This is a genomic window from Vibrio lentus (genome assembly GCF_030409755.1).
GTDB lineage: Bacteria > Pseudomonadota > Gammaproteobacteria > Enterobacterales > Vibrionaceae > Vibrio > Vibrio lentus.
Genome location: NZ_JAUFQE010000002.1, coordinates 1,179,155 through 1,205,532, shown reverse-complemented (window position 1 = coordinate 1,205,532; position 26,378 = coordinate 1,179,155). Strand labels below are relative to the sequence as shown.

The window sequence follows — 26,378 nt, the reverse complement described above, 5'->3', positions numbered from 1 at the left end:
CAATATTTATCAACAAACAGCAACGAACGTGTCTACTTTTCAGCTTGCAACTGGTACTTGTGAAGCATGGCTTGTTGGTGCCCTGCTATCTCAGCGACTTGTTCTGAGCTTTCAATCATGGATTCTAACTGCAATTTGGTATCTTCACCCTGCTCTGATACACGGGTGATTGAATATGTAACATCAACAGTGGCTCGTGCTTGTTGTTCTGTCGCCACCATGATTTGCTCGACTCGTCCTTTAATCTGACTCACTGCAACTTCAATCTTTTCAAAAGCTTGCTTAACATCACCACTGGTTTGCATCGCATTGGCCATTTCGCTTCGCGACTCAGTTACCGCCGAGCGAGAGCGTCCAGCTGCTGCAACCAACTCATTCATCATATTGCGAATATTAGTGGTTTGTTGAGAAGTACCGCTGGCTAGTTTTCTGACCTCATCGGCAACTACGGCAAAGCCTCGGCCTTGTTCACCAGCTCGCGCTGCTTCGATTGCGGCGTTCAATGCCAGCAAGTTGGTGTTTTCTGCAATACCGCTGATCACGTCAACCATTTCACGGATCTGTTTAACGCGCCCGTCGAGGTCGGTCATCGACTCTTCGTTCAAACTCAAAGAGTGTTCTAAAGCTTGCAGGCGTTGTTGATTGAGCCCGACAACTTGGCTGCCGGTTACCGATTCGTTTTCAGCAAGTAGCGCGTCGTCATTTGATGCATTAGAAATACGTGCAATTTCACCAATAGAGGCTTCAAGCTCAGTAATCGTAGTAATCATGTTCTGCAACGATTCGTTCTGCTCATTCAGGCTCGAATTAGTTTGTTCCGCTGCGTCATGGCTTACTTCTGCGGTTTGGTAAAGCGTTTCGCAGTTACGTGTCACCAAGCGCACGGAATCCGCTGTTGAATCGACCACGGTATTCAGCTTAGAGGCAATCACTTGTAACTCTAAAGGGCCAACCAATGCGCTTTGTTTTGAGAAATCATGCTCTGCAAGCAAGCTCAGTTGTTGCGTAATATTTTTAAGGCCTTTGTTGACCCAGCGACGTAACACTAACCATGAAAGCACGATGATTACGGCGATCACTAGACCGCTGATAAACAACACTCGGTCAATATTGGTAATGGTCTGATTAACAACGAGCTCGCTCTCATCAATCAACTGAGAAGCGGTAAAAGATAATTGGTTCAGTATGTTGATGACAGTGTTCGCTAAAGAGATCACTTCAGCGAGATCTTGCTCTTGTTGTTGAACTAACTCTAATTTCGATAGCAGTTGCTTGATAACGCCTTGTTCTGTGAAGCCTTCTTTTACCATTTCATAAGGTGCGGTTAGGCTTGCGAATTCAGCAATGTCAGGATGCCAATCTGCAAAGTCACTGTAAGCCAAATTCAGGCCCGCAATTCGGTTTCTTAATTGGCGATATTCGTCTTGTGCTTTCTCGATGTCAGATTGCATCATCAACATCAAGAAGGTATTTGCCATTGCTGAAGCACTTGAAGTGAAACGATTCGCTGCATCACTGGCTTCTGGATTATCTTCCACCAAAAACGAACTGATACGGTTCATTTCGGGTCCGATCGAGCCAACACCGTAACGGAACTCACCCATTTTGCTGTCGATCAGGTTTTGCTTATTTTGAATCTCAATCTGGGCGAGCAGAACCGTGTTGGTCATGGTTTGCAGTTGCGCCATATCATCGATAAGGTTCTGTTGTTGTTCTAAAGAGATCGCATCAGGAAAAGATTGGGAAATAAAAAGGAGTTCCTCTAGCGTTGCGTTACTCTCGGAAGCGAGTTGATCAATCGATCCTCGCGTTGCATTCAGTGTATCTAAGTCGGTTGATTGGGTGCTATAAGTGAGAAGTTTGACTTGTTCTAATACGCTCTGAGTTAATTCTGCGTTGTGCAACGCAAGCGGTAATGCTTGCTCCGATAGCGTATCGAAATATCCGCCTACTCGCTCAACACCTCTTATGCTGACCATTGATAAAAAGCTGACAAGTAAAAGAATGGAAATAAAGACAGCACTAACGGTTTGGATGAGCGAGAATGTATAACGTGAGGGTTTTATTGATAAATTTGTGTCGGGCATGTGAAATCCAGTTTGACTACGAAAAGAGATATCCTTAAGTTAGTTCGTATACTAGAAGTCCTTGATGACGTTTTTATTTCATTTTTTTTTCAGAAGAGTTACGTATGAAATTCAGGAAAATGCTTGCAGTTACAATAACTTTCGCAACATTAGCTGCATGTAGCTCGACACCACCTCCCTCTCACTTCAGTCAAACCGCACAGAAACCCTTATCAAAATCAGAACAATTGACTGTTAATGCCTATATGAGCGTGTATGACCAGTGGAAAGGTGTGCCTTATCACTTTGGTGGCACGTCATTTAGAGGTGTTGATTGCTCTGCATTTGTTCAAATTGCAGTACAAAATGCGACCCAGCAAGCACTGCCAAGGACGACAAAAGATCAGAGTCAACAAGGGAAAGAAATCGCATATGAGCAAGCGATAAGCGGTGATCTGGTCTTTTTCAAAACCTCACCAAAGGTTCGACATGTAGGTGTTTATCTGGGAAACAAACAGTTCCTACATGCGTCTACGTCTAAAGGCGTGATTATTTCAAGGCTTGATAACCCCTACTGGGCTTCAAAATTCTGGCACTTTAGACGTATATAGATTGAAGTCTATCTGACTTTTATTGCCTTTATTTAATAGCAGCAGCAACTTATCTTAGTCGTATTTAGCCACAGCAGTATCAAACAAGTTCTTCACTAATGCGATGTATTCATCAAGAAAAACAATCTGTTCGTTCGTCGCTTTCTTAGCCCAAACACCTGCTAATACTTCACCTAAATCAGCGACAACAGCATCGGCCTCTTTCAACAATTGAAAACGAACGCTGGCATGCAATTCTGGGTTTTGCTCGAAAATAGCCATGATGTTGCTTGAAATCATGTCAGTTACGATGTCTTCGACACTTTCAGTGCCAGTATCACCAGTACCTTTGGTGAATACATCCAGGTTGAATGATAGGTGCTCGATTAAAGCTAAGTAGCCATCGGTTTCTACAACCACAATAAATCTCCGTTTTAAGCTCAAGAGTAGATTAATACGTACTTGGCTAATACTATGTAAATTAGGTCATTTGTCATCATTTTATTATTAAAAGTCGCATTTAAATGATCTTTGTTAGCATTTGAGCTCAAATTTAAATCAACCTCTCAAGTATCAAACAAGCCATCGAACTAAACAGGTGAAAAGCCAAGCGACAAAAGGATTTAATACCTTACTGACATTCTACCTATTGCCTTATGAGCGCTAACCATCTTAATAGAACCAAATAAGGTAACGTGTAGACGATACCAATCCGCCCCTTCTTTTCCACTTAACAGGGATCTTATCTAGCTCAGATGTGATACCTGTTCCAAACCGTTGGCGACCTAACAAAGTATGATTTCTTCTGGTATATCAACGGCATTGAGACAGTTCGAGTTCACAAATTCTATAATTGATGCATATCGAACGGAACAAGAGCTAAGAACATTGACCAGAACGTCTATAAATTGCTCAGATTTATCCTAAACTATTGCTATTAAACTATTTGTATTTAGTATTTCAAATCAACAGTTCTGTGAGGATTTCCTATGTGGCAGGCCATTTCTCAACAGCTTTCAGACACCCTTTTATTCAACTTTCAGATTACTGAACGTACTAAGGTGCCTGGTGGTGACATTAACGATTGCTATATGATCAGTGATGGTAATGAACGTTACTTTGTAAAAGTGAATCAGCGGGAATTTCTCCCAAAATTTGAAATTGAAGCTGAGAACCTGCGCTTACTAAGAAATACTTCCACAGTCTACGTCCCAGAGTTGGTGCTGATTGGTAAAACCAAAGAGTGCTCGTTCATTATTCTTAATTACCTACCAACCAAGCCTTTAGAAACAGGCAATAATAGTTATGACTTTGGCGTTCAACTGGCACAATTGCACAGCTGGGGCGAACAAAAAGAGTTTGGTTGCGACCAAGATAACTATATAGGCAGTACCCTTCAGCCCAATCCGTGGCACAAAAAATGGGGCCGTTTTTTCTCAGAGCAGCGTATAGGTTTTCAGCTGCAACTTCTGAAAGAAAAAGGCATCGAATTTGGTGATATCGACGATATCGTCGACGTGGTAAATATGCGACTTGCAGGCCACAACCCTCGCCCTTCGTTACTTCACGGTGATCTTTGGAACGGAAATGTTGCCAATTCTGCTTTTGGCCCAATTTGTTACGACCCCGCTTGTTACTGGGGTGACCATGAGTGCGATTTAGCGCTAACCGAATTGTTCGAAGGCTTCCCTGAAGAGTTTTATGACGGCTATCAAAGCATCATGCCACTAGACGTTGGCTATACTGATCGAAAAGACATTTACAACTTGTACCATCTTCTAAATCACTGCAATCAATTTGGCGGTGAGTATTTAGCACAAACCGAAGCGTGTATTCAGAAGATTCAGGCCGTTTAATATCAATCACAACGGTTGACCAAGAACCATACAAGCAGCCTGTTCGATATAAGCTTCTAGGATCGACATAAGCTAGAACGTTAGATATAAGCGCCTACGATTGGGAAAGCGAGCCACGTTCGATAAAGCGGCTGCAATTGATAAAAGTTACAGTGAGGAGAATTCGCCATGCACAAATACACCGAGAAACATGTCTCTTGCCCTCATTGTGGGCACGCCATCAGCATAACGCTCGATGCTTCCAATGGTAGCCAAGACTTCTACGACGATTGTCCAGCGTGTTGCAATGCCATTCACCTCGACATGCAGGTAGATGAAGTGAGAGACAGAATTAATCTCTCGATTGATGCAGACGATGAACAAGTTTTCTGACCAATCATTTTTCGGTTCAGCCCCGATCAAAAAAGAGCACCTGATGTGCTCTTTTTACTATTTATAACGATATCTTAATTACTCAAACTATAAACCTTGTCGTTCAGGTTACTTCTGATTTGCGAGTACGCGTTCTACGGTATCAACGATAGCTTGTGTTTGAGGGTCGAATTCGATGTTCACATCGTCCCCTACTTCACGGCCACCAAATAGAGTGCGATTCAGCGTTTCTGGGATTAGATGTACGGAGAAACGGTTGTCTTCCACTTCACCAATCGTTAATGAACAGCCATCGACGCCAATGTAGCCTTTGCTCAGAACATATTTCATCGATGCTTCTGGTAATTCGAACCAAAGCGTACGGTTGTTTTCCGTTTTAATCACTTCGACTAACTTAGCCATAAGTGCGATGTGCCCAGACATGCTGTGACCACCGATCTCGTCACCAAACTTAGCGGCGCGCTCGACGTTTACTTGGTCACCAACATCGAGTTGGCCTAAGTTGGTGAGTCTTAGTGTTGCTTGCATGAGATCAAATGAGATTTGGTTACCTGAGATTTCAGTAACGGTTAAGCAACAACCGTTATGAGCGACTGAAGCACCAATCGCTAATCCTTCAACCATCTCGTCGTTTAACTCAATGGTATGAGTCTGAAACAACTCTTTTTTGTTGATAGCAACCAGTGTAGCCATGCCTTGAACGATACCTGTAAACATAAGATTCCTATTTAGCATTTTAGTAACAGTTTTTCATAGCAAGTATTGTGACATTTCTTTATGATTCGTCCAGTGGAAGCTCAAGATCAGTGTCTCTGATTCCTTCAGAATGTCTATTCCTACGCTATTATTCTAATTTTCTCTCTTATTTGGAGTTGTTTGTGCATCGTTACAAAGAAGAAGCCTCTAATTTAATCAAACTTGCGACCCCAGTTTTGATCGCATCAGTTGCACAAACCGGAATGGGTTTTGTTGATACCGTTATGGCCGGTGGCGTAAGTGCTATTGATATGGCGGCGGTTTCGATTGCAGCAAGTATTTGGTTACCATCCATTCTATTTGGCGTGGGTCTATTAATGGCACTTGTTCCTGTAGTGGCACAATTGAATGGCTCGGGTCGCCAAGTAAAGATTCCATTTGAGATTCAACAAGGCGCATTTTTAGCGCTCATCATCTCCCTTCCTATCATTGGTGTGCTCTTTCAAACGCAACTGATACTTGAATGGATGGATATTGAACAGCTCATGGCAGACAAGACCATCGGCTATATGAATGCCGTGATGTTTGCTGTTCCTGCATTTTTGCTGTTCCAAACTTTAAGAAGTTTTACTGATGGTATGTCTTTAACCAAACCCGCAATGGTTATCGGTTTTATCGGCTTACTATTAAACATTCCGCTTAACTGGATGTTTGTATACGGAAAGCTAGGCGCGCCTGCTCTTGGTGGTGTTGGTTGTGGCGTAGCGACGGCAATCGTCTATTGGGTGATGTTCGCTTTATTATTTGCTTACGTTTTAACATCGAAGCGTTTAGCGAAAATTAATATCTTTGGCACGTTCCATAAGCCACAGTTAAAAGCCCAAATCCGTTTGTTCAAACTTGGTTTCCCGGTTGCCGCTGCAATCTTTTTTGAAGTAACGCTATTTGCAGTCGTTTCTTTATTGGTGGCACCATTAGGCTCATTGATTGTTGCCGCGCACCAAGTCGCGATTAACTTCTCTTCACTTGTGTTCATGATTCCAATGAGTATTGGTGCTGCGGTGAGTATTCGTGTTGGCCATAAATTGGGTCAAGGCAACACAGAAGGCGCAAGAATAGCGACACATGTGGGCATTATTGTTGGATTAGTAACGGCGTTTATGACGGCTGCCCTAACCGTGTTGTTCAGAGAACAAGTTTCGCTGCTTTACACTGAAAATACGGCGGTTATTACCGTTGCCATGCAGCTGTTGTTGTTCGCTGCGGTATATCAATGTACAGATGCAATTCAAGTGATTGCGGCGGGTGCTTTGCGCGGATACAAAGACATGCGTTCGATCTTCAACATTACCTTCGTTGCCTACTGGCTGCTTGGCCTCCCGATTGGCTACGTTTTAGGAATGAAAGACTGGATAGTTGAGCCTATGGGCGCACATGGTTTCTGGATTGGTTTCATCATTGGTCTTACGTCAGCAGCCATTATGTTGGGTATGCGCCTGCACTGGATGCACAAACAAGACGACGATGTTCAGCTAGAGTTTAGTTCTCGTTAATAATTAGTCGCGAATTACTAACGTAAATCCAGTATACAAATAAACCTCAAGAGCTCTGAATTGTCAGGGCTCTTTTTATTTCCTGTTAACCTAAATATTCTCGTTTGAATGCTGTCACTGCTTTTGTTTTCAATACTCACTCTTTTCTCGAACAAAGCGTGCAAACTTGGGCTTTCCGTTTTGCGTAAAGCCGTTATAGCGGAAGGTAATTCGACTGCCGATTTCTGGTGGTGCTAATCTCATTTTATCGCTAAACCCACTCCCAATATAAAATTCAATACCCTCTTCAGTGTGCACCAATATTGAGCCCATCATGCCTTTGTACTTGCCGGTTCCACCTTTATAACCAATGACGGTTGCTTCGGCGTCATGATGTCTTTTGAGCTTCAACAAGTCGTTGCTTCTTCCTGCTTGATAACGACTGGTGATCTTACGAAGCATAATGCCTTCACCATTCTCTTCATCGATGTTGTCTAACTGCTGGAATAACAACTCTTCATTGGGTATTGGGAAATGTTCGATGTAACCAATATGCTTTTCATCAATCACACTCGCCCAATGCAGAATGTTGTAATAACGTTTTTGATAATCCCCAGCAGCACCAGGCATGTCAAAAAGCATGAAGTCGATTTTCCGCCACGCAGTATCACTGGGCGTATGATCTAAAACCGTTGATTGAACAATATGGAAGTTACCTCGCCCAGCCCATAACTCACCTTCTAAGTGAACTTTAGGAAGTTTTGCGACAAACCACTTAGGGACATAAATTCGATTGCCGTTACGTGTGTATAGATGCTCGCCATCCCACAACGCTCTAATACCGTCCAGTTTTTCGCTTTTCCAATATTGAGAGACATCTATCCCTTGTTGATAGGTATTGGCGAGCACCAATTGATCCGGTGGTAAATACGATGAATGCGCAGGTAAAGTACACGCCCAAAACGTTGCTATAGCCAGTTTGGTTAACCTCATTATTCACTCCGTATTATTCACTCCTTTCATCCTATGTGTTCAACAGAGTTGATATCAGGAATTAAATAAACGATGCGATCCAAACGTCAACATTATTCAACCCTTGATTTCATTCACCAAATTAATACCTAGTAGCTCTCAAAAATTCACTCATTTTTAGTTCTCATATTGAGAAGTCCTATTTCTCAATATGACATCCGAACAACCAAGCACTCTAAATATTTGAAAATAAAGGATATAAAAGTTGGCACATTCAGTGCAATTGTAAACACATGCATTCAAGGAGATAACATTATGGAACTACGTAAAATTGACTTAAACACTACGACACTGACTCTTTCTATTTTTGGTGATTTAGACGCAGCAGGTAGTCGCGATGCTCAAACTGACATCGATGATGTTATTTCAAACGACGGTCATCAAGAAATCGAAGTAGATTTCAGCCAAGTACAGTTTCTTGATTCATCGGGCGTGGGCGCAATCGTCTACATGTTCAAACGTCTTACAGAACGTGAAAGAAATATGCGTTTAGAAAACGTTTCAGGACAACCTCTAGAAATCATGAACTTACTTCGTATTGGTCACGCTATCCCTGTTAACTCAAAAAGTCCTGCTAATTAAAAAAGATCCACTAAGCTAGAAGTAAGTATCTAAAAATAATAATAAAAAGAAAAAACAAAGGACGTTGGCATGAAACTATTTAAAAACTACATAGCCCTTTCTCTGTCTGCTCTAGTTCTGGGTTGCACAAGCTATCCAGAGCAAGGCACAGGCGGTTTGGCTGAAAGCTACGATTCACTTAATTACCAGAATTCTGACTTCTCACCTGTCATGCCTGACGAACCTCTTGGTCCTGAACATGGACTACGTTTTGATTGGCAACTCGCAAAATTGCATTTAGATGCGTTAGTTCAAGAAGGTGCGCGTTGGTGCTTCCCTGCAGCTGTCGTTCAAGCCATTGAAAAACAAAACCGAATTGCTCGTGAACTGCAAGGTGGCCTTTTGTTAGATGCCGCTAATGACCTTGTTATTCAAAGAAAGCGCCTTAACGAACTCGAAGTTCAACTCGACTACGTGACTTCTCAAGCGCGTTGTGAACCACCGAAAAACGAAAACCAATTTCGTATGCAGTTGTCTGTGATCGAACAACTGTACGACCTACTAAACGTTGACAACCAATTCGCGCAAAATTCGACCGAAGTCAATCCTAAATATATGGGTAAATTGGCCGAAGCGTCTTACATTTTAAAAGAAAACAAATCTTTAGACCTTATTGTTACAGGACACGCAGATGCGGCAGGTTCTGAAGAATACAACGATAAGCTAGCGCTAGGACGCGCAAAACAAGTCGAACGATACCTCACTATCTTTGGCCTAAGTCCACAACGAATTAAAGCAGTATCAGTCGGTGAAACGGTGCCACTTTTCGAGGGTGAATCTGACGGAACCATGCTGACAAACCGTCGAGTGAGCATTGAAGTCATCTCGCCTGAGAACGCAGCGAAGATGGGAGGTGCACTATGAAATCACTAGTCACTTTATTCATCACTTTCGCATTGTGCTTCGCGAGTTTCGTTCAGGCTAATGACGAGTTTTCTGATGCTGTACAAGTCGGTGACCTTATCCAAGTTAATGTTCCTGGTGAAAGCACTCTAAATACAGGCTTCCAAGTTGATAAACGTGGACGAATTACCCTTCCTGAAGTCGGCGCAGTGTTCGTGGCAGGTTACAACAACGAGCAGCTAAACAAAGTCGTTCTGGAGTCATTGGCTACGGCATACAAAGACCTATCAAACGCATCCGTGTATGTAAAAGAGCAACAAATCATCATCTCAGTACAAGGTTATGTGAAAGAACCGGGCGAATACACGTTAGCGCTAGGTTCAAGCGTTCAAATGGCACTGTACGCGGCGGGCGGTTTACGTTCAGGTGCACAGTTAGACAAACTGATCCTAAAACGTGGATCTGACAAAAAAGAGTTCAACTACAAACGCTTTCTAGACTCAGGTGATGAAGCTAACCTACCGACACTGCAATCGCTTGATTCTCTGTTCGTTCCCGCTTCTCCGCTTGTTGGTAATATTGAACAAGAGTTTGACCCAGCTAAGCTTGCTAACTCAGGCGACAGTGCCGATTCTCGCAATGCCATTAAGGTATTTGGTGAGGTAAACGCGCCGGGTTCATTCACGTACAAAGAGAATACTGATTTAGTTGATGTGCTTATGCGTTCGGGCGGTGTTACTCGCTATGCCAGCGTCGAGCAAATCCGTGTAATCTCTAACAACACACCTACTCTATTCAATCTTAAACGCTACCTAGACTCTGGTGATGAAAGCTTGTTACCTGTTCTTCGCCCCGGCTCAACCATTTTTGTACCGAAGCAAGAAGAAGAGATTAAGTCTGGTGCCAATATGGTTTACGTGATGGGGGAAGTTGCCGCTCCCGGCGCTTTTGAAGGAAAAAGAGACGCTACTTTCATGGATATCCTTGCCAATGCTGGCGGTCCGACTCGATTTGCAGAATCTCGCCAAATACGTGTAATTAAAGCAGATGGCAGAGTGATTAAATTCGATTTAGCAGCGTACACAGAAGGCCTACCTAACTCTAATCCACCAAGCATTAAGGCCGGCGACGCTATTTTCGTTCCAGAGAAAACGGACATGAACGAGAAGTCTTGGTTGAAGATTGCGCCAGACAGAGCGGTTAACGTTATTGGCGAAGTGAACCGCCCTGGGCGTATTGAATGGTCAGATGAAATGAACTTCATGGGATTATTGGCTCATGTCGGTGGTCCTACATTACGTGCCGATACATCAAAAATAGAAGTAGTTACGGGTAGAAAGTTGGTTGTGTTTAACCTTGATGATTTCATCAGAAATGGCGCACCACGTGATCAAATGCCCTACATTCGCGCTGGCTCTATCGTTCGTGTCCACGATTTGCCACAAGATCCTTCAGACAATAAATCACAATGGGTTCGTCAAAGCTCAGACGCATCAATCTATATCTTCGGACAAGTGAATGCCCCTGGTCGTTACCGCTTCACTAAAGACATGCATTTCTTAGACATACTCTCAGCGGCTGATGGTCCAACTAAAGATGCAGACATACACAATGTTCGAGTCACACACCGTGACAAAACTTACTCTCAAGTCAGCAAACTGAACCTATCACTGTACTTTGAAACAGGTGACGAATCATTACTGCCAAACGTAACCACTGGCGACACCATTTATATCCCAGAGAAAGGTAAAAACTGGTTAGACACGCCGAAAGAAGAAACCGTTCGTGTGCTTGGGGCTATCAATAATCCGGGTCGTTATGTGTTTAACGACAACATGACTATCTTGGATATCTTGGCAGAAGCGGCAGGCCCTACTGATAACGCTTACGTAGAGAAAATTACCATTGTGAACATGTCTTGTTGCCAAGGCCAAGCGCGTACCTTCGACCTTGTTGAGTTCAGCAAAACAGCCAACATTTACAACCTCCCAGTACTGCGCGCTGGTGACACTATCTACATCCCAGATCGCCGAGAGAGCTTTATGGAAAAAGCTCGTGTAGGTCTAGAAGACATACTACGTCTAACAACAATGATCGTCTTAATAGGAGCGTTATAATGACTATCTCAGCAACGCATGCAGAAGTTGAACAACTGTACTTAGCTTCTGAACTGAATGGACAACGCTCTATCTGTGTCACCGCCTGCCATTCAGGTGACGGCGTAACATCAATTGCAACGGCATTAGCGGAACGTTTCCTGTTGGCGGGTCACTCTACGCTGTATGTTGACCTCAACTTGTTCAACTCTGCATTTAAGAATTTGCACATGCTTGAAGAGGGTCAATCCGGTCAGCTTATTGAACACGTTGAATCTCATCGTATGTTCATTGGTGTCCCAGCTCCACAAGTCGCATCAACTCAGCTCGCTTATAAAGACCCAGCGACACTCAACAAAGCGGTGAATCAGTGGTTAGGAAAGTACGATCGTGTGATCATTGATACGTCGCCTCTGCTTAATATCAACAAGGGGAATATTCCTGCTCAATCGGTTGCGAGTGCTTGTGATTGTGCACTGCTTGTTGTCGCCTATGGTGAAACATCAACTCATCATCTAGAGCAAGCGAAGAAACTTCTTGATGCTCAAAGCATTTCGCTGATGGGTTGCGTGATGAACATGAAGAACAACCCAAGCTTCGCTCAAGAACTGGTTCGACAGGTCAACCGAATGAAATTCCTTCCTTCCAAGCTCCGTGACCGCTTGGCAAACAAACTTTATCAAAATGAGTTTTTAAATCTACCAATGTGATTTTTCCTGTTTCGATTTCCGGCTGTCATTCAAAACCCGACAGCCACCTATCCTACTAGTCCTAGAGCTAATTCACTTCACACCAAACTTGGTGTTTTTGGCGAAATTATCGTTAAAAATACGATTTTTAAAACCATTCAACGCATTTCACACATCACAAATATGGTCTTACCACCTTCAAAACAACTCAAAGATCAACAGCCCTGTGCCTAACTTTAATGGTAATGTGACACAGACGGTTAAAGCACAATGCAAATCGCATCAAAGATGGAATTCGTACGAATATTCCCTAAGATTATAAATAGAGGTGGTTTTTGACGAATTTGTAATAGTTTGACAAAGTTATCCGATGGCTGTGAAACACAGTGGATAAATCAAGCAAATCACACTTTATGCTTTGTTGATTTATCTATTCATATTCCCTCCATCCCTCCTTCTGCTCAAATGGTTCAAATACACGGAAAGGATCACCATCGAGCAATTTAGTTAGTCAACAGACCTTGATTAGCTTGGTTGTATTATTAAAGAGAAAGGAAACTCAATATGAAATACAAGTTAAGCTCCGTATTTTTGTTAGTTGCAGCAGCCAGTGGTCATGCTAACGCTGGTGAATGTGGCAGCGTAACAATCGCAGATATGAACTGGAACTCTGCAACTTTAATCGCCAACATTGACCAATTCATCCTAGAACACGGTTATGGTTGTGATGCCGAACTCATCCCTGGTGACACAATGCCAACTGGCACGTCGATGATTGAAAAAGGCCAACCAGATGTTGCACCAGAACTATGGAGTAACAGCCTCAAAGACGCACTTGATAAAGGTGTCCAAGAGAAACGTCTCCGCTACGCAGGTAAAGCCCTTGTAAACGGTGGTGAAGAAGGTTTTTGGGTTCCCGCTTACTTGGTTAAGCAATACCCAGAAATGGCAACCATTGAAGGCGTCCGCAAAAACGCTAGCTTGTTTAAACACCCAGAAGACCCAGATACATCTGCATTTTATAGCTGCCCAGCAGGTTGGAACTGTCAAATCAGCGCCGGTAACTTGTTTGAAGCTCTTGACCTAGAAGAGAGTGGTTTCACTATTGTGGACCCAGGCTCGAGTGCCGGCTTATCTGGATCTATCGCTAAAGCTTATGAACGTGAAGAAGCTTGGTTTGGTTATTACTGGGCACCAACCGCGGTGTTAGGTAAATACGATATGGTCAAAGTTGACTTTGGTAGTGGCGTCAATGAACAGGAGTTTTTGAACTGTACCACTAAAGAAGACTGTGATTCCCCTAAAGCAACCATGTACCCGCCTTCACCTGTTCACACTGTCACTACAGAAGACTTCGCATCAAGAGCACCTGAGGCTTACGACTACTTCACTAAACGTGGTTTCACGAACGACAAAATGAACTCACTTCTTGCTTGGATGGAAGACAACCAAGCGGATGGTGAAGAAGCGAGTATCCATTTCTTGAGTGAATTCCCAGAAATCTGGCACCCATGGGTTTCTCCACAAGTTGCTAAAAAAGTAGAAGCGGAGCTGTAATCGCTCTTGCTAAGTAGATGAAAATAATAGGAATAAATAACGTCGCTATACTTGATGTTATTCAATATTCGGAGTCCTAAGTTTCAGTCACGATGATGTTTAAGCGTTATCGCGACTGAAACCGTCTATCTCGTTCGTTATTCAACAGCGACTTACGACGAACTGAAAGGCGCCGAACTATAAGGATATAAAATGGCTGACAGCAATTGGTTATCAAGCTTTCCTGAAATGGAACGCTCTGATTTGCGAGCAATTAAAAAGGCGCTAGATGGCGCTTACCGCGAATTTTCCCGTGAATACGGCGAAATGATTGAATCATTATTTGATCCTCTTCTTTCTTTCCTTGTTTGGTTTGAAAAACTCCTTATCTCCACTCCGTGGCTTATCGTTCTTGGTGTATGTACCAGCTTGGTGTATGCCGCGAGTCGCTCATGGAAACTGGCATTAGGGTGTGTGGTTTCATTGCTTCTCATTGGTTACTTTGGAATGTGGGAAGATACGATGCGGACGCTCAGTATCATTACTGTGTGTACCCTAGTTTCAATTTTCCTTGGCATCCCTATTGGTATTGCAATGGCACGATCTAATCGAGTGCAATCCATTGTGACGCCGCTACTCGATATCATGCAAACCATGCCTGCGTTCGTATACCTTATCCCAGTAGTTATGCTGCTTGGTATCGGTAAAATCCCTGGCCTGATCGCCGTAGTTATCTATGCAATTCCACCGGTTATTCGTTTAACCAACTTAGGTATTCGCTTGGTCGATAAGGAAGTATTGGAAGCGGCAACAGCGTTTGGTGCCAGCAAGAAACAACGCTTGTGGGGTGTTCAACTGCCTTTAGCGATGCCAACAATTATGGCGGGCATCAACCAAACTATCATGATGGCACTTTCTATGGTCGTTATCGCGTCGATGATTGGCGTAAAAGGCTTAGGGCAACCGGTATTGAAATCGATCACCAACCAATACTTCACATTAGGTTTGATGAACGGTTTCGCCATTGTGGCGCTAGCTATCTTATTTGACCGAGCTTCACAGGCTTATGCGCGAAGAACCAATGCGCACCTAGGAGGATTCAAGCATGACTAAACCATTGATTGAAATTAGTGGTCTTTACAAAGTGTTTGGACCAAAGCCGATGTCTGTAATGAACCGTGTGAAAAATGGTGAACACAAAGACGACATATTGGCAGATACTGGGCATACCGTCGGTTTGAAGGAGATTAACCTCAAGATCAACCGCGGTGAGATCTTCGTTATCATGGGCCTTTCAGGCTCTGGTAAATCGACTCTAATTCGTCACTTCAACCGTCTAATTGACCCGACTCAAGGTAAGATCACGGTAGAGGGTATTGATGTAATGAGCCTCAATACCAAAGAGCTTGAAGAGTTTCGTCGTCACAAAATGTCGATGGTTTTTCAACGCTTTGGTTTAATGCCTCACCGTACTGTGGTTGAAAACGTTGCATACGGACTCGAAGTTCAAGGCATAAAGAAAGAAGACCGTTTAGCGAAAGCTAATGAGTGGCTCGAAACCGTTGGCTTGAAAGGTTATGGCAACCAGTACCCTGCTCAACTTTCTGGTGGTCAGCAACAACGTGTCGGTTTGTCTCGAGCTTTGTGTACTAACGCTGAAATTCTACTTATGGATGAAGCGTTCTCGGCGCTGGACCCTTTAATTCGAAGCGAAATGCAAGATCAGCTGATTGAGCTACAAGAAAAGCTTCATAAAACCATTATCTTCATTACCCACGATCTCGACGAAGCACTTCGTTTAGGAGACAGAATCGCGATTTTGAAAGATGGTGAATTAGTCCAACAAGGTACGCCTCATGAAATTCTGTTGAACCCTGCAGATGATTATGTAGAAGCGTTCGTAAAAGACGTAAACCGAGCACGCGCACTTACCGTTGAAACGGTAATGCAACCTCCTCTATACCGCATTACTTCGGAAACCATTGAAGGTGCACTAGCACAAATGAAGATGCTGAAAAACGATTACGCTTATCACGTGACCGATGACGGCTATCAGGGCTTGGTAACCCAAGAAAGTCTTCAAGATGCGGTTGAAGATTCCTCAGTGCATGACTTCAGTGAAGAGATCTACGAAGAAGTGCCAGCGGTGTTGCCTGATGCCGTTATTGAAGAGGTTCTGCCTGATACCATGTCTTGTGATTACTCTCTCCCTGTTGTCGACGAAGATGGCAACCTTAAAGGAGAGTTAGAACGAAGTGCAGTTGCTGAAATCTTCACTGAAAATAGCGAGGAAGAAGTAGAGACTATCCCAAAGCCAAAGATTGATAAGGCTTCTTAGTTTCTTAGTTTCTTAGCCCAACGTTAGTAATCTTTTAACTATCTTAAATAACCTAGGCCACTGCATTGAATAATGCAGTGGCCTTTCTCTTTCCGCCGTAGAGTTTACCCTTGTTTTTAAAACGTCCTGTCCCAAGTTAGACATCTAAGTTCATATTTCATAAGTAAAAACACCAAAAATCAGAGCATTACCATTAGGACATTTTTAATTTCGCGCTTACCGATGAACCAATTAATGCCATAGTTTTTTAGGCAACCAGTTGAAATTATTCTAAAAAATGACTAAAACTTAATAATACTTATGGATATTAGCCTCAAGCTAACGTATTTCCTCAACACACAATGAAAGGATTTAGTGTGAATAATTCGACTTTAGCTTCAGAGACACCTGCTAGTTTGAACGAACAAGCGAACGCACAACTTGCCGATGCCGAGCTTGTAGACGAGAGCATCTTAGAACAAATGATTCGCGATACGAGTGCAGAGATCATTCCTATTTTAATTGACCATTACGTAGAAGAATCACAAACTCGCCTAACTGCTATTAGACAAGCGGCCACAGATAATGATGCTCAAGCCCTTGAGTTTGAAGTGCATACGGTTGGCAGTACCGCTCTTGCACTAGGTAACCGCCCACTGTCCGTTCTAGCACGAACGTTAGAAAAGCAATGTTTAGAACAAAAGCATGAAGACGCGTTTCTTAGGGTCGACGAATTGTTAGAACTCGCAGAGTATTCGATTAAAGCCCTTTTAGAAAGAAAAGACCAAGGCTTTAGTTAAATTCGTTTTCAAATCGATGTTAGGAAATTTTCTTTGTTACATCGCTTTTAAAGACTCGCTTCGACATCGCCAGTATCAGTAATGATTAAAGCCAAGTGCATATTAAAATATTGCATGCGGTAGCTAACAAATACGCGTTATTCGCATTGATGCTTAGATGTCACTATGTTATTGATTGGTTAGGATAAAGTTTCAAAAGGAATTATACAATGCGCCCTAAAGTATTGTTGGTTGAAGACTCCACCTCCCTTGCCGTACTTTACAAACAGTACGTCAAAGATGAGCCATACGACATATTTCATGTCGAGACTGGCGCTGAAGCCAAAACATTTATAGAAAGACACGCCCCACAGCTCGTTATCCTCGATCTAAAACTGCCTGATATGCCGGGCGAAGAAGTCTTAGATTGGATCAGTGATAGCGAGATTCCGACTGCTGTCATTATCGCTACGGCACACGGCTCAGTGAATATCGCCGTTGATCTAATTCAACGTGGTGCGGAAGATTTCTTAGAGAAACCCATTCAAGCTGACCGCCTGAAAACATCGGTTAATCTTCACTTGCGCAGAGCCAAGCTCGAAAACTTGGTCGATGACATTCAAACCAAATTCGATCGCGACCGTTTCCATAACTTCATCGGCTCTTGCTTACCGATGCAAGCTGTTTACAAAATCATTGATTCAGTTGCCCCAACCACTGCCAGTGTCTTCATCAATGGCGAAAGTGGTACCGGTAAAGAAGTCTGTGCAGAAGCGATACACCAAGAGAGTCAACGCTGCGATAAACCGTTTGTCGCGATTAACTGTGGTGCTATCCCTCGAGATCTAATGGAGAGTGAAATCTTCGGTCATGTTAAAGGTGCCTTTACTGGCGCTACGACTGACCGCAAAGGTTCAGCGATGCAAGCGCATGGCGGGACTTTATTTCTCGATGAGCTTTGTGAGATGGAACTGGAGATGCAGAAAAAGCTCCTCAGATTCTTACAAACAGGCACCTTTACCCCACTCGGCGGTAACCGAGAAATCAAAGTCGACGTTCGAATCATCTGCGCAACCAACCGAGATCCACTGGTTGAAGTTGAAGAAGGTCGATTCCGTGAAGACCTTTATTATCGCGTCCATGTCGTACCTATCGAGATGCCGCCACTACGAGAAAGAGGAAGTGACATTGTCACTCTTGCGAGTCACTTTTTGAAGCTGTACGCGAAGCAAGATAAGAAGAAATTCAAATCTATCGACAAAGAGACACAAACCCTACTTAAACGTTACGCGTGGCCAGGTAATGTACGTCAGTTGCAAAATGTCATTCGAAACATCGTGGTGTTAAATAATGAAAGCAGCGTGACTAAAGACATGCTTCCTCCGCCAATTAATAAAGCGGATACCACGAAACCAAGGTCTATTACGCCAATACGAAATGTAGCGCCCGTTGCTGTGGCAGCTCCGACTCCTGTTACTGAAACTAAGTTACCGCCGATCACACCAGAAGAGCTTGAGCAAGCGCCAACACCGCAAGCACAAATCGAGTCAATGACTCCTGCTTTCACAACGGTCGAAGGCGCTATACGCCCAATGTGGCAGATTGAACGTGAAGCGATTCAACATGCGATCAATCATTGCGATGGTAATGTATTAAACGCTGCTGTGCTTTTAGAGTTAAGCCCTTCTACCGTTTATCGTAAGAAGCAGGCTTGGGAATCTGAAGATGAGTACAACCAAGCCTAATATCCCCCCGAATAACGTAAACGAGCCTCTTATCAAAGAGGCTCTCATTCCTTTGCTGGGCGAAATTTGGTTGCTCATCGATAGCCAGACTTTCGGAGGAATAGAAACACACGTTTTGGAGCTAGCAAAGGGGCTGCTCGGCCACGAAAAAAAGGTACGTGTTGTTTTGTTAACGCAATACATGCCAGAACCCTCGATTATCGGGCGATTAAATGAAAGCGCCCTGCCTTACTCTTATCTTCAAGACCTATCAAAAGTCCAAGGTAACCCGATAACTCAGTTACGATCAGCGGTTGAACAATATCAACCACAACTGATTCATGCTCATGGTTACAAAGCCAGTATCGTAAGCAAATCCACTAAATTGTTAAGCAGGCGAATACCACTCTGCCAAATCACCACCTATCATGCAGGTGAAACGCCAACAGGTCGTGTTTGGGTTTATGATCTTCTCGATCGCTACACAAGTTGGATATCAAATCATTCATTAGTGGTTAGTAGTAAAATAAGTCGTAAACTCCCGACTCGCTCTACATTACTCAATAACTTTGTGAGTATTCCTGTCGATTCTCAAGCACCGGCTTTAATCGATACTCAAAAAGAACAAAACAACCAACTAGATCACTATCGATTTGGTTTCGTCGGGCGCTTAAGCCACGAAAAAGCCGCCGATCGCTTTATAACGTTAGCGAAAAACTTTGAACAACATCAGTTCAATCTATTTGGTGATGGACCGGAACGTTCAAAACTCGCACAAAATAGCCCTGCAAACTGCCAATTTCATGGTCATCAAAATGATATGGCTTCAGTATGGCCGCGAATTGATGTGTTGATCATTCCTTCCCGATACGAAGGTCTGCCAATGGCCGCTCTTGAAGCCATGGTTCGCGGTATACCGGTAATTGCAACGGCTGTGGGTAATCTACCTCAGTTGATTGACCATGGAAGTAATGGTTACATTTCGCATTCAGAGTCAGAACTGACCGCGAACCTCAACGCATGGTTAAATCTGTCTTCCACCGACAAAGAAATCATGAGTGCCAAAGCTAGACAAAGCGTCATCGATGATTATTCGCCGCAAGCCGTTATCCCGCAATTGTTGAATTGCTACCAGCTTTAAACCACCCAGCGCCTCAGATCACTTAATGACTTGAGCACTCACAGAAACACTGACAATTCTGTATGTCGTTAGGTCACCTTTCATCGTTCATTCTGATTCTCAATTTGAAATAGATAATTAACCTTTCTCATAAAGTGTTAAATAACAGTATATTAGCTATATCAAACCAATGGCATCACACTTGCAAAGTTACCCTAACACTGTTTTAGCCTGTTCTATTTCGCTAAAACGAGTCAAGAAAACAGGCATCCTATGTGTGGGGATTGGTATGAAAAACATTCTTTATGTTCATTACGGTGACGATAATATTCGTGGAGCCGAATCTCGTTTAATCAACTTGGTTGAATCTCTCGATCGAAATCGTTACAAACCGTTGGTTTGGAGCAATTGTGAGCCTCTTATCGAACGTTTGACCAATTCCGAGGTTCCTAACCATTACTCTCCCTTCCATCTCATGCTTGGCCGAAAACAACCGAAATTCAATGTCATTGGTTGGTGCAGACAAGTGAACCAAGCGATCACATTGATAAAACAACATGATATCGACGTAATACACATCAATAATGGCGCCCCATGTCAATGGATGTGCCTAGCTGCCAAACTATGCAAAATCCCACTTGTAACTCAACTTCACAATAATTATCGATTAAGAGACCGCTTTACATTCGGATTGCATTTGTCTCCTTGTATCGTTGGGGTGAGCTACGATGTATGCGAAGGGCTACTTGATGACGATTACCCTCAAGACCAACTGTCAGTGATCTATAATGGTGTAGCTCAAGAGCTCCACAAAAGATAGACCTACGTACTCACCTAAATATCCCAGCATCAAGTTATGTCTTCATTACTGTAGGACCTCTCATTGTGAGCAAAGGTATAGATTTGATCATTCAAGCACTTAACATTGCTAGTCAAGACCATGACTGTCATTTAGTCGTGATCGGAGAAGGTGAAGATAGAGAAAATCTTGAACTTTTGATTGATTCGTCTGGTTTAAATGAACGTGTTCACTTAGTTGGAGAACAAAATAATACGGCGGATTGGTTGTACGGTGGTGCTAGGTATGAAGCGTTTGGGCATGTGATTGCCGAAGCTGGGCTCGCCAAGTTACCTATTATTGCGCCCCGCATTGGCGGCATTCCGGAGTTCATCAACCACGAAGGCAATGGGCTATTGTTCTCAACACAAAACCCAATAAATGAGATGACCGAGCATATGCTGAGCTTAATCACTCAACCTCAACTTGGAAGTAGGCTCGGTAATGATTTATATGAACTCACTGCCTCTTCCCTGACTGTTATTGCTAACACACAACGCTTCCAACGACTCTACGAGAAAATATATGCGGAACCGAGTTCTATGTCTTTAGCTTGCAGCTTAAAACCAGTTTTGCGCTGGGCTTTTCGTTAGTCATGACACTCATATTTTACGTGCATTTAGGTTTAAAGGCAGAAATCAGAATGAATACACTTCAGCCCCTAAACCGTCCAATAAGGAACATTGATGATTGATTCGGCCAGAAAAGCCCCCTCTACTATTGGTATTTTAGCGCTCTGCCTAATTGTGGGAGTGGTATGGGTTATTGTGCCTCACCCATTGGTGGCCGTTTGTTTAGCATTTGCTCCACTTGCAGCACTATTTATCATCAACAAAACGTTTTGGTTGGTGATTATGTTCGTTGTGTTCTCTTTCTTTCGTATTCACGAGGCTATCCCTCAGCTTTTTGCGTTCAAAATCCCGTTGCTTCTGTCGCTAGGCGCTTTAACTGCATTACTTTGGCACGGCCTTATAAGCAAAGAGCTGAAGCCATATTGGCATCGTTCATTGTCATGGTTAATGGTGTTCTGGGTGTTAGTGACTATCGGATTGGTGTTTGCGTCCAACAGAGGCGTCGCGCTTGCTGAGTTTAAAGGCATCTATTGGAAAATCATGGTCATGACATTAGCCATTGTTTGGCTAGTAAATAGCGCTGACAAACTTGCGAAGACATCGATGATCATCGTCGGCGCAGGGACATTGGTCGGCGTTATCGCGATTTATAACTCAATTAACGGTATTGGATTAGTCGAAGGAACCCGAGTAACCATCGGTCGGGATTTTGGTTCGATGCTTGGAGACCCTAACGACTTAGCGCTTGTACTGATGTTTCCTCTCGCGTTTGCGATAAGCCAAGCAAGCACCAAAGGCATAGCGACTTTCAAACGACTACTTTGTGTTATCGCTAGCTGTATTTTGGTTTACGCCGTTATAGCCACACAAAGCCGTGGCGGGTTATTAGGTTGTGTTGCCGTCGTGGGTATATTCGCTTTAAAAGTAATTCGTTCCAAAATGCTTCTGCTATCACTTGGTGCAATAGGCGCCGTCGTCCTGTACTTTGCCGCTGGTATTTCAGATAGAGCCTCTGGTGGTGCAGCAGAAGCCGGTATCGATGAATCGGCAATGGGACGTTTATACGCTTGGGAAGCGGCCTTTAAAATGGCGCTTGACAACCCATTGACTGGAGTTGGGTTAAATAACTTCTTTTCCAACTACTTTTTCTACAGCTCTCACTGGGATGGGTTAAATCATGCCGTACACAGTACTTGGTTTGGTGTTTTGGCCGAAACTGGTTTTCTCGGATTCATTGTTTTCATCATCGTGATTGCTTCATTGCTCATCACCACTCGCCAAACGTTAGCTCGTATCAACCAATGCTCTGACAAGGTCACGCCAGCGCTCCACTCTGCGGCCTACGCCGTCTATGCGGGTTTAATTGGCACTATCGTATCGGGCACCTTTCTGACTCAAGGTTTTAACTGGCCAATTTATATCTTGGCAGCACTCACTGTCTGCGTATCTCACGTATCCCAAACTGAATGTCAGAATGAGAACCCAGAAACAGAAAAACGATAACTCATTGAAATTATTACAAATCAAGATGTGGCATGTAAAATGAAAGATATCCATTAAAGATAAAAATGGAGATTCTCATTATGACGTCAGTATCAGCGCATCAATTCAAACATTGGCTTAAGTTTCATCCTAATTCTCACATTAGAAATGTATTTTTCATTTTGAAAAATATCAGAACAATGGAATTCCCAAGCCCTCAGATTTTCAACAAATGCCTTTACCATGCTCATAAACTGGTAAGCAACTTCATCTCTGGATTAGCACGCTTTGTTTATTGGACTCCAGCCTTCAAAGGCCGAGTTAATCAATGTGGTAAACGTCTTTACCTTTATGGTGGCCTGCCATTCGTTAGTGGCCCACTCATGATTAAACTTGGTAATGATTGCCGAATCTCCGGGCAAACTACGTTCTCGGGTTGTACTCAACCAACGCCTGACGGTTCTCAACCCTTGCTAAGCATTGGTAACAACGTTGACGTCGGTTGGCAATCCACTATCGCGGTCGGCCACAAAGTCGTTCTTTCCGACAATGTACGCATTGCAGGCGGTGCATTTCTGTTTGGTTACTCTGGGCATCCACTTGACGCTAAGCGCAGAGCGGCAGGCGAAGGCGATGATCAAGAACAGATTGGAATTATCATTTTAGAGAAAGATGTATGGCTAGGCACGAATGTTACGGTGAAAGGCGGGGTCACCATTGGTGAAGGCACAGTGGTTGCGGCAGGCAGTGTTGTTACTAAGTCTATCCCCCCTTTCTCTATAGCTGCGGGCAACCCAGCGCGTGTGGTTGGGGAGATTCCAAACGACCAACATGTTGAGGCTGAATCTGATGTATTCGATTCTCTAGAAACTCATGGAGGTCGTCATGCGTGATTTAATCGTATTTGGTGAAGACTTCGGTGGTCTACCTTCGTCTACTCAGCATTTGGTTCGTCACCTTGCTGAAAAACATAAAGTGTTATGGGTAAACTCCATTGGTTTAAGACAGCCAAAATTGTGTGTCAAAGATATCCAAAGAGCATCCAACAAACTGTTTGGCAAAACCAAAGCCGTGACTCAGAACATGCTTGATTCAAATGAGGTGGGCAACATAACCATCGTTAACCTCAGAACAATTCCTGCGCCCTCGTCTGCTATTGCACGTCAGTTGGCTCAATGGATGATGTTAAAACAACTAAAGCCGATTATTGCAGAGCTGGATTTGCAAGCTCCAATTCTATGGACATCACTGCCTACGGCTGTTGACCTGTGCGGACACCTCAATGAATCCGCTGTTGTGTATTATTGTGGCGATGACTTTAGCGCTTTGGCTGGTGTTGACCATCAAACTGTTGCTGCACATGAATCCGAATTAATTGAAAAATCTGACCTCATTTTTGCCGCCAGCGAAAACTTGATGACGAAGTTTCCTAAAGACAAAGCTCAACTGCTGCCTCACGGAGTCGATGTCAGTTTATTTTCGACCCCAGCACCAAGAGCACATGACCTACCAAGTGAACACCGCCCTATCGCTGGTTTTTATGGAAGCCTATCAAAGTGGCTAGATTATTCGTTACTCGAACATGTTGCTCAAGCTATGCCTGAATGGGATTTCGTCTTCATTGGGCCAAACGAGTTAGATACCCTGTCGTTGCCTGAACTTGATAACGTGCATTACCTTGGGCCTCGTCCTCATCATACCCTGCCAAGCTACTCTCAACATTGGGATGTGAGCTTACTTCCTTTTGTTGATAATGAACAAATCCGCGCATGCAGCCCTTTAAAACTCATGGAATACCTTGCAGCCGGAACGCCAATCATCGCAACACCGTTTCCGGCTCTTCTTCCTTACAAAGAGCATGTATCAACCGTAGAGAGCGCGGATCAAATGGTGGAGGCTCTAAACCGAGCTCGTAACCTACAAGATACCCCTGTCTCTGTTGTCTCAAAAGACAGTTGGCAAAACCGCGGTAACTTCGTGCACTGGATGTTGGAGCTATTATGAATAATCTAAAATTGCGCCTATTGGTTTTATTGAATGCAGCGTGGCGTCAACGCTACGTGATTTTGGTGCCTATTCTCATTCTGCCTTTCGTTGGTTTCGGAGTAAGTAAGCTGGCGCCAACAAAATACGATGCTCATACCAGCATGTTGATTCAGGAAACGGCTAAGATGAACCCCTTTCTTGAAGATATTGCGGTATCCACCATGCTCAAAGACCGTATGAGTGCACTTCGCACCTTGCTTCACAGTCGACATGTCCTTTACTCAGTAGCACAAGAGCTTGAACTGACGAGCCCAGAAATGTCGAATGTAGAGAAACAAGAAATCATTACCGACCTATCACAACGTTTATCAGTCACACAATTAGGGAAAGATTTTCTAAAGATAAGCCTAAGCTCGGATACGCCTATAGGTATGGAGGACACACTTCGCTCTGTCAGTGAACATTTTATCGAGCAGTTATTGGCACCAGAACGTTCTTCGATTCAAGACTCCAGTAGTTTCCTTAAAATCCACATCGATGAACGAAGCGCCGAGCTTAGACAAGCGGAAGAAGCGCTGGCGCTGTACGTGAACGAGAACGTACATTCGACACCTGAAGTTCAGAGCCAAAGTTTAAACCGATTAGCGTCGTTAAAACAAACACTTGCAGAGAAAGAAGCAGAGCTATCAGGTGTACAAAAAAGCTTGGGGTCAATTGACCAACAACTCTCAAAAACAAACCCAGTTATCGGACGTTTAGAAGATCAGATCATCGATATTCGAAGTGCGCTTACCCTGCTACAAGCCAAATACACGAACCAGCACAGTGCAGTGCAAGCCAAAGTTCGTGAACTAGAAAGACTTGAGAATGAACGAAAAGCGCTGTTGGAACAAAAACAACCTGGCATGAACAGCGATCAATTGTGGGACATCGCGAGTAGCACGACATTAAACAAGCTTTCCGACATTCAACCTTTGTTAGTGACACAGCTCCACAGCTTGCAATTGGTTCGAGCTCGTTATGAGTCTTTAACCGAAGAAACCAAAAGCCTTCGTACAATGATTTTTGAATTGGAAAACAAAGCGAATAACTTTGGTGAGAACGCAAAAGAGATGTATCGCTTGCAACGTGATGTGAATATTAAACGTCAGCTTTACGATGAACTCACCGAACGTTACGAGATGGCGCAATTAACCGGATCATTAGGTGTTTTTGAACAAAACAAACGTGTGAAGATTATCGATTTACCCTTTACACCCAGCATCAAGTCTAACATGCCGGCATTCATCTTCATTCTTGCAGGTCTAGTTGCTGGGATCGGCTTAGGAACAGGTTTGGCGATATTGTTCGAACTCTTTGATTCATCAATCAAACGAAAAGATGAAATTGAAGACATCATGGGGGTGCCCGTTATTACTGTTATTCCTCGAATGAGTTAGCCACAAAGCACTCTCGCCATCACCAGAAATAACTAAACACAAATGAAAACGCCAGCCTCGCGCTGGTGTTTTTAATTGTGTTGGTTCTAATAGCCAGTTTCACTTTGACCATTAACTCTCCGATTTTCTTATCATTCTTTCAACCACAGATTCTGTTTTGATTCCTATTTTGAGAATTGCCTTACCCTCAAC

At 43.5% G+C, this 26,378-nt stretch carries 24 protein-coding genes; 20 read left to right on the top strand and 4 right to left on the bottom strand.

The window, feature by feature from the left end; translation table 11 throughout:
* Positions 1-32: 32 nt before the first annotated feature.
* Positions 33-2,087, bottom strand: coding sequence for a methyl-accepting chemotaxis protein (locus QWZ07_RS13930; RefSeq protein WP_192853724.1), 2,055 nt, complete (start codon positions 2,085-2,087; stop codon positions 33-35).
* A 104-nt stretch (positions 2,088-2,191) separates the two neighbouring features.
* Between QWZ07_RS13930 and QWZ07_RS13925 the strand changes: the two genes are divergently transcribed.
* Complete coding sequence (locus tag QWZ07_RS13925) at positions 2,192-2,677, top strand: C40 family peptidase (protein WP_065103438.1); 486 nt, start codon at positions 2,192-2,194, stop codon at positions 2,675-2,677.
* A 54-nt stretch (positions 2,678-2,731) separates the two neighbouring features.
* Here the strand turns inward: QWZ07_RS13925 and QWZ07_RS13920 are convergent, their stop codons facing one another.
* Positions 2,732-3,076 carry a DUF3802 family protein gene (locus QWZ07_RS13920; protein WP_017112048.1) on the bottom strand — a complete coding sequence of 115 codons (345 nt, stop codon included), beginning with the start codon at positions 3,074-3,076 and terminating at the stop codon, positions 2,732-2,734.
* Between the two features lie 569 nt (positions 3,077-3,645).
* Between QWZ07_RS13920 and QWZ07_RS13915 the strand changes: the two genes are divergently transcribed.
* Complete coding sequence (locus QWZ07_RS13915; protein ID WP_192853725.1) at positions 3,646-4,512, top strand: fructosamine kinase family protein; 867 nt, start codon at positions 3,646-3,648, stop codon at positions 4,510-4,512.
* A 168-nt stretch (positions 4,513-4,680) separates the two neighbouring features.
* A complete protein-coding gene (locus QWZ07_RS13910; protein ID WP_004733789.1) occupies positions 4,681-4,884 on the top strand; it encodes a CPXCG motif-containing cysteine-rich protein in 204 nt (67 codons plus the stop codon).
* 108 nt (positions 4,885-4,992) lie between these two features.
* Here QWZ07_RS13910 and QWZ07_RS13905 read toward each other — a convergent pair whose 3' ends face one another.
* Complete coding sequence (locus tag QWZ07_RS13905; protein WP_102280837.1) at positions 4,993-5,601, bottom strand: riboflavin synthase subunit alpha; 609 nt, start codon at positions 5,599-5,601, stop codon at positions 4,993-4,995.
* Positions 5,602-5,762: 161 nt separating this feature from the next.
* On the opposite strand from QWZ07_RS13905, the gene QWZ07_RS13900 reads away from it, so the two are divergent.
* Complete coding sequence (locus tag QWZ07_RS13900) at positions 5,763-7,133, top strand: MATE family efflux transporter (RefSeq protein WP_192853726.1); 1,371 nt, start codon at positions 5,763-5,765, stop codon at positions 7,131-7,133.
* 129 nt (positions 7,134-7,262) lie between these two features.
* Here QWZ07_RS13900 and QWZ07_RS13895 read toward each other — a convergent pair whose 3' ends face one another.
* The gene (locus QWZ07_RS13895; protein ID WP_192853727.1) at positions 7,263-8,105 is read right to left on the bottom strand and encodes a DNA ligase; all 843 of its coding nucleotides are present in this window, start codon (positions 8,103-8,105) and stop codon (positions 7,263-7,265) included.
* A gap of 294 nt (positions 8,106-8,399) precedes the next feature.
* On the opposite strand from QWZ07_RS13895, the gene QWZ07_RS13890 reads away from it, so the two are divergent.
* The 16 genes from QWZ07_RS13890 (at position 8,400) to QWZ07_RS13815 (ending at position 26,186) form a co-directional block, all read left to right on the top strand.
* A complete protein-coding gene (locus QWZ07_RS13890; RefSeq protein WP_017105482.1) occupies positions 8,400-8,726 on the top strand; it encodes an STAS domain-containing protein in 327 nt (108 codons plus the stop codon).
* Between the two features lie 69 nt (positions 8,727-8,795).
* Positions 8,796-9,629: an OmpA family protein gene (locus QWZ07_RS13885; protein ID WP_192853728.1), complete on the top strand. Its 834-nt coding sequence runs from the start codon at positions 8,796-8,798 to the stop codon at positions 9,627-9,629.
* A complete protein-coding gene (locus QWZ07_RS13880; protein ID WP_102300338.1) occupies positions 9,626-11,725 on the top strand; it encodes an SLBB domain-containing protein in 2,100 nt (699 codons plus the stop codon). The genes QWZ07_RS13885 and QWZ07_RS13880 overlap by 4 nt, the downstream gene beginning before the upstream one ends.
* Positions 11,725-12,414: a P-loop NTPase family protein gene (locus QWZ07_RS13875; RefSeq protein ID WP_102352921.1), complete on the top strand. Its 690-nt coding sequence runs from the start codon at positions 11,725-11,727 to the stop codon at positions 12,412-12,414. Before QWZ07_RS13880 ends, QWZ07_RS13875 begins: the two co-directional genes overlap by 1 nt.
* A gap of 543 nt (positions 12,415-12,957) precedes the next feature.
* Entirely contained in the window at positions 12,958-13,950 is a 993-nt protein-coding gene (locus QWZ07_RS13870; protein ID WP_192853729.1) for an ABC transporter substrate-binding protein, read from the top strand.
* A gap of 192 nt (positions 13,951-14,142) precedes the next feature.
* The gene (locus QWZ07_RS13865; RefSeq protein ID WP_017110849.1) at positions 14,143-15,042 is read left to right on the top strand and encodes an ABC transporter permease; all 900 of its coding nucleotides are present in this window, start codon (positions 14,143-14,145) and stop codon (positions 15,040-15,042) included.
* A complete protein-coding gene (locus QWZ07_RS13860) occupies positions 15,035-16,267 on the top strand; it encodes a quaternary amine ABC transporter ATP-binding protein (protein ID WP_065103444.1) in 1,233 nt (410 codons plus the stop codon). Before QWZ07_RS13865 ends, QWZ07_RS13860 begins: the two co-directional genes overlap by 8 nt.
* A gap of 356 nt (positions 16,268-16,623) precedes the next feature.
* Positions 16,624-17,046, top strand: coding sequence for an Hpt domain-containing protein (locus QWZ07_RS13855; protein ID WP_099167290.1), 423 nt, complete (start codon positions 16,624-16,626; stop codon positions 17,044-17,046).
* A 209-nt stretch (positions 17,047-17,255) separates the two neighbouring features.
* Positions 17,256-18,770: a sigma-54-dependent transcriptional regulator gene (locus QWZ07_RS13850; RefSeq protein ID WP_065112576.1), complete on the top strand. Its 1,515-nt coding sequence runs from the start codon at positions 17,256-17,258 to the stop codon at positions 18,768-18,770.
* A complete protein-coding gene (locus tag QWZ07_RS13845) occupies positions 18,751-19,890 on the top strand; it encodes a glycosyltransferase family 4 protein (protein ID WP_225998514.1) in 1,140 nt (379 codons plus the stop codon). Before QWZ07_RS13850 ends, QWZ07_RS13845 begins: the two co-directional genes overlap by 20 nt.
* Positions 19,891-20,158: 268 nt before the next feature.
* A complete protein-coding gene (locus QWZ07_RS13840) occupies positions 20,159-20,689 on the top strand; it encodes a glycosyltransferase (RefSeq protein WP_192853730.1) in 531 nt (176 codons plus the stop codon).
* Positions 20,686-21,300 carry a glycosyltransferase gene (locus QWZ07_RS13835; protein ID WP_192853745.1) on the top strand — a complete coding sequence of 205 codons (615 nt, stop codon included), beginning with the start codon at positions 20,686-20,688 and terminating at the stop codon, positions 21,298-21,300. The genes QWZ07_RS13840 and QWZ07_RS13835 overlap by 4 nt, the downstream gene beginning before the upstream one ends.
* Positions 21,301-21,393: 93 nt before the next feature.
* Positions 21,394-22,782 (top strand): O-antigen ligase family protein, encoded by a 1,389-nt coding sequence (locus QWZ07_RS13830; RefSeq protein ID WP_192853731.1) that lies wholly within the window; start codon positions 21,394-21,396, stop codon positions 22,780-22,782.
* A gap of 80 nt (positions 22,783-22,862) precedes the next feature.
* Positions 22,863-23,654 carry an acyltransferase gene (locus QWZ07_RS13825; RefSeq protein WP_192853732.1) on the top strand — a complete coding sequence of 264 codons (792 nt, stop codon included), beginning with the start codon at positions 22,863-22,865 and terminating at the stop codon, positions 23,652-23,654.
* Positions 23,647-24,765, top strand: a complete 1,119-nt coding sequence (locus tag QWZ07_RS13820; RefSeq protein ID WP_192853733.1) for a glycosyltransferase — start codon at positions 23,647-23,649, stop codon at positions 24,763-24,765. The genes QWZ07_RS13825 and QWZ07_RS13820 overlap by 8 nt, the downstream gene beginning before the upstream one ends.
* Positions 24,762-26,186, top strand: a complete 1,425-nt coding sequence (locus QWZ07_RS13815; protein ID WP_192853734.1) for a GumC family protein — start codon at positions 24,762-24,764, stop codon at positions 26,184-26,186. Before QWZ07_RS13820 ends, QWZ07_RS13815 begins: the two co-directional genes overlap by 4 nt.
* The last annotated feature ends 192 nt before the right edge of the window (positions 26,187-26,378 follow it).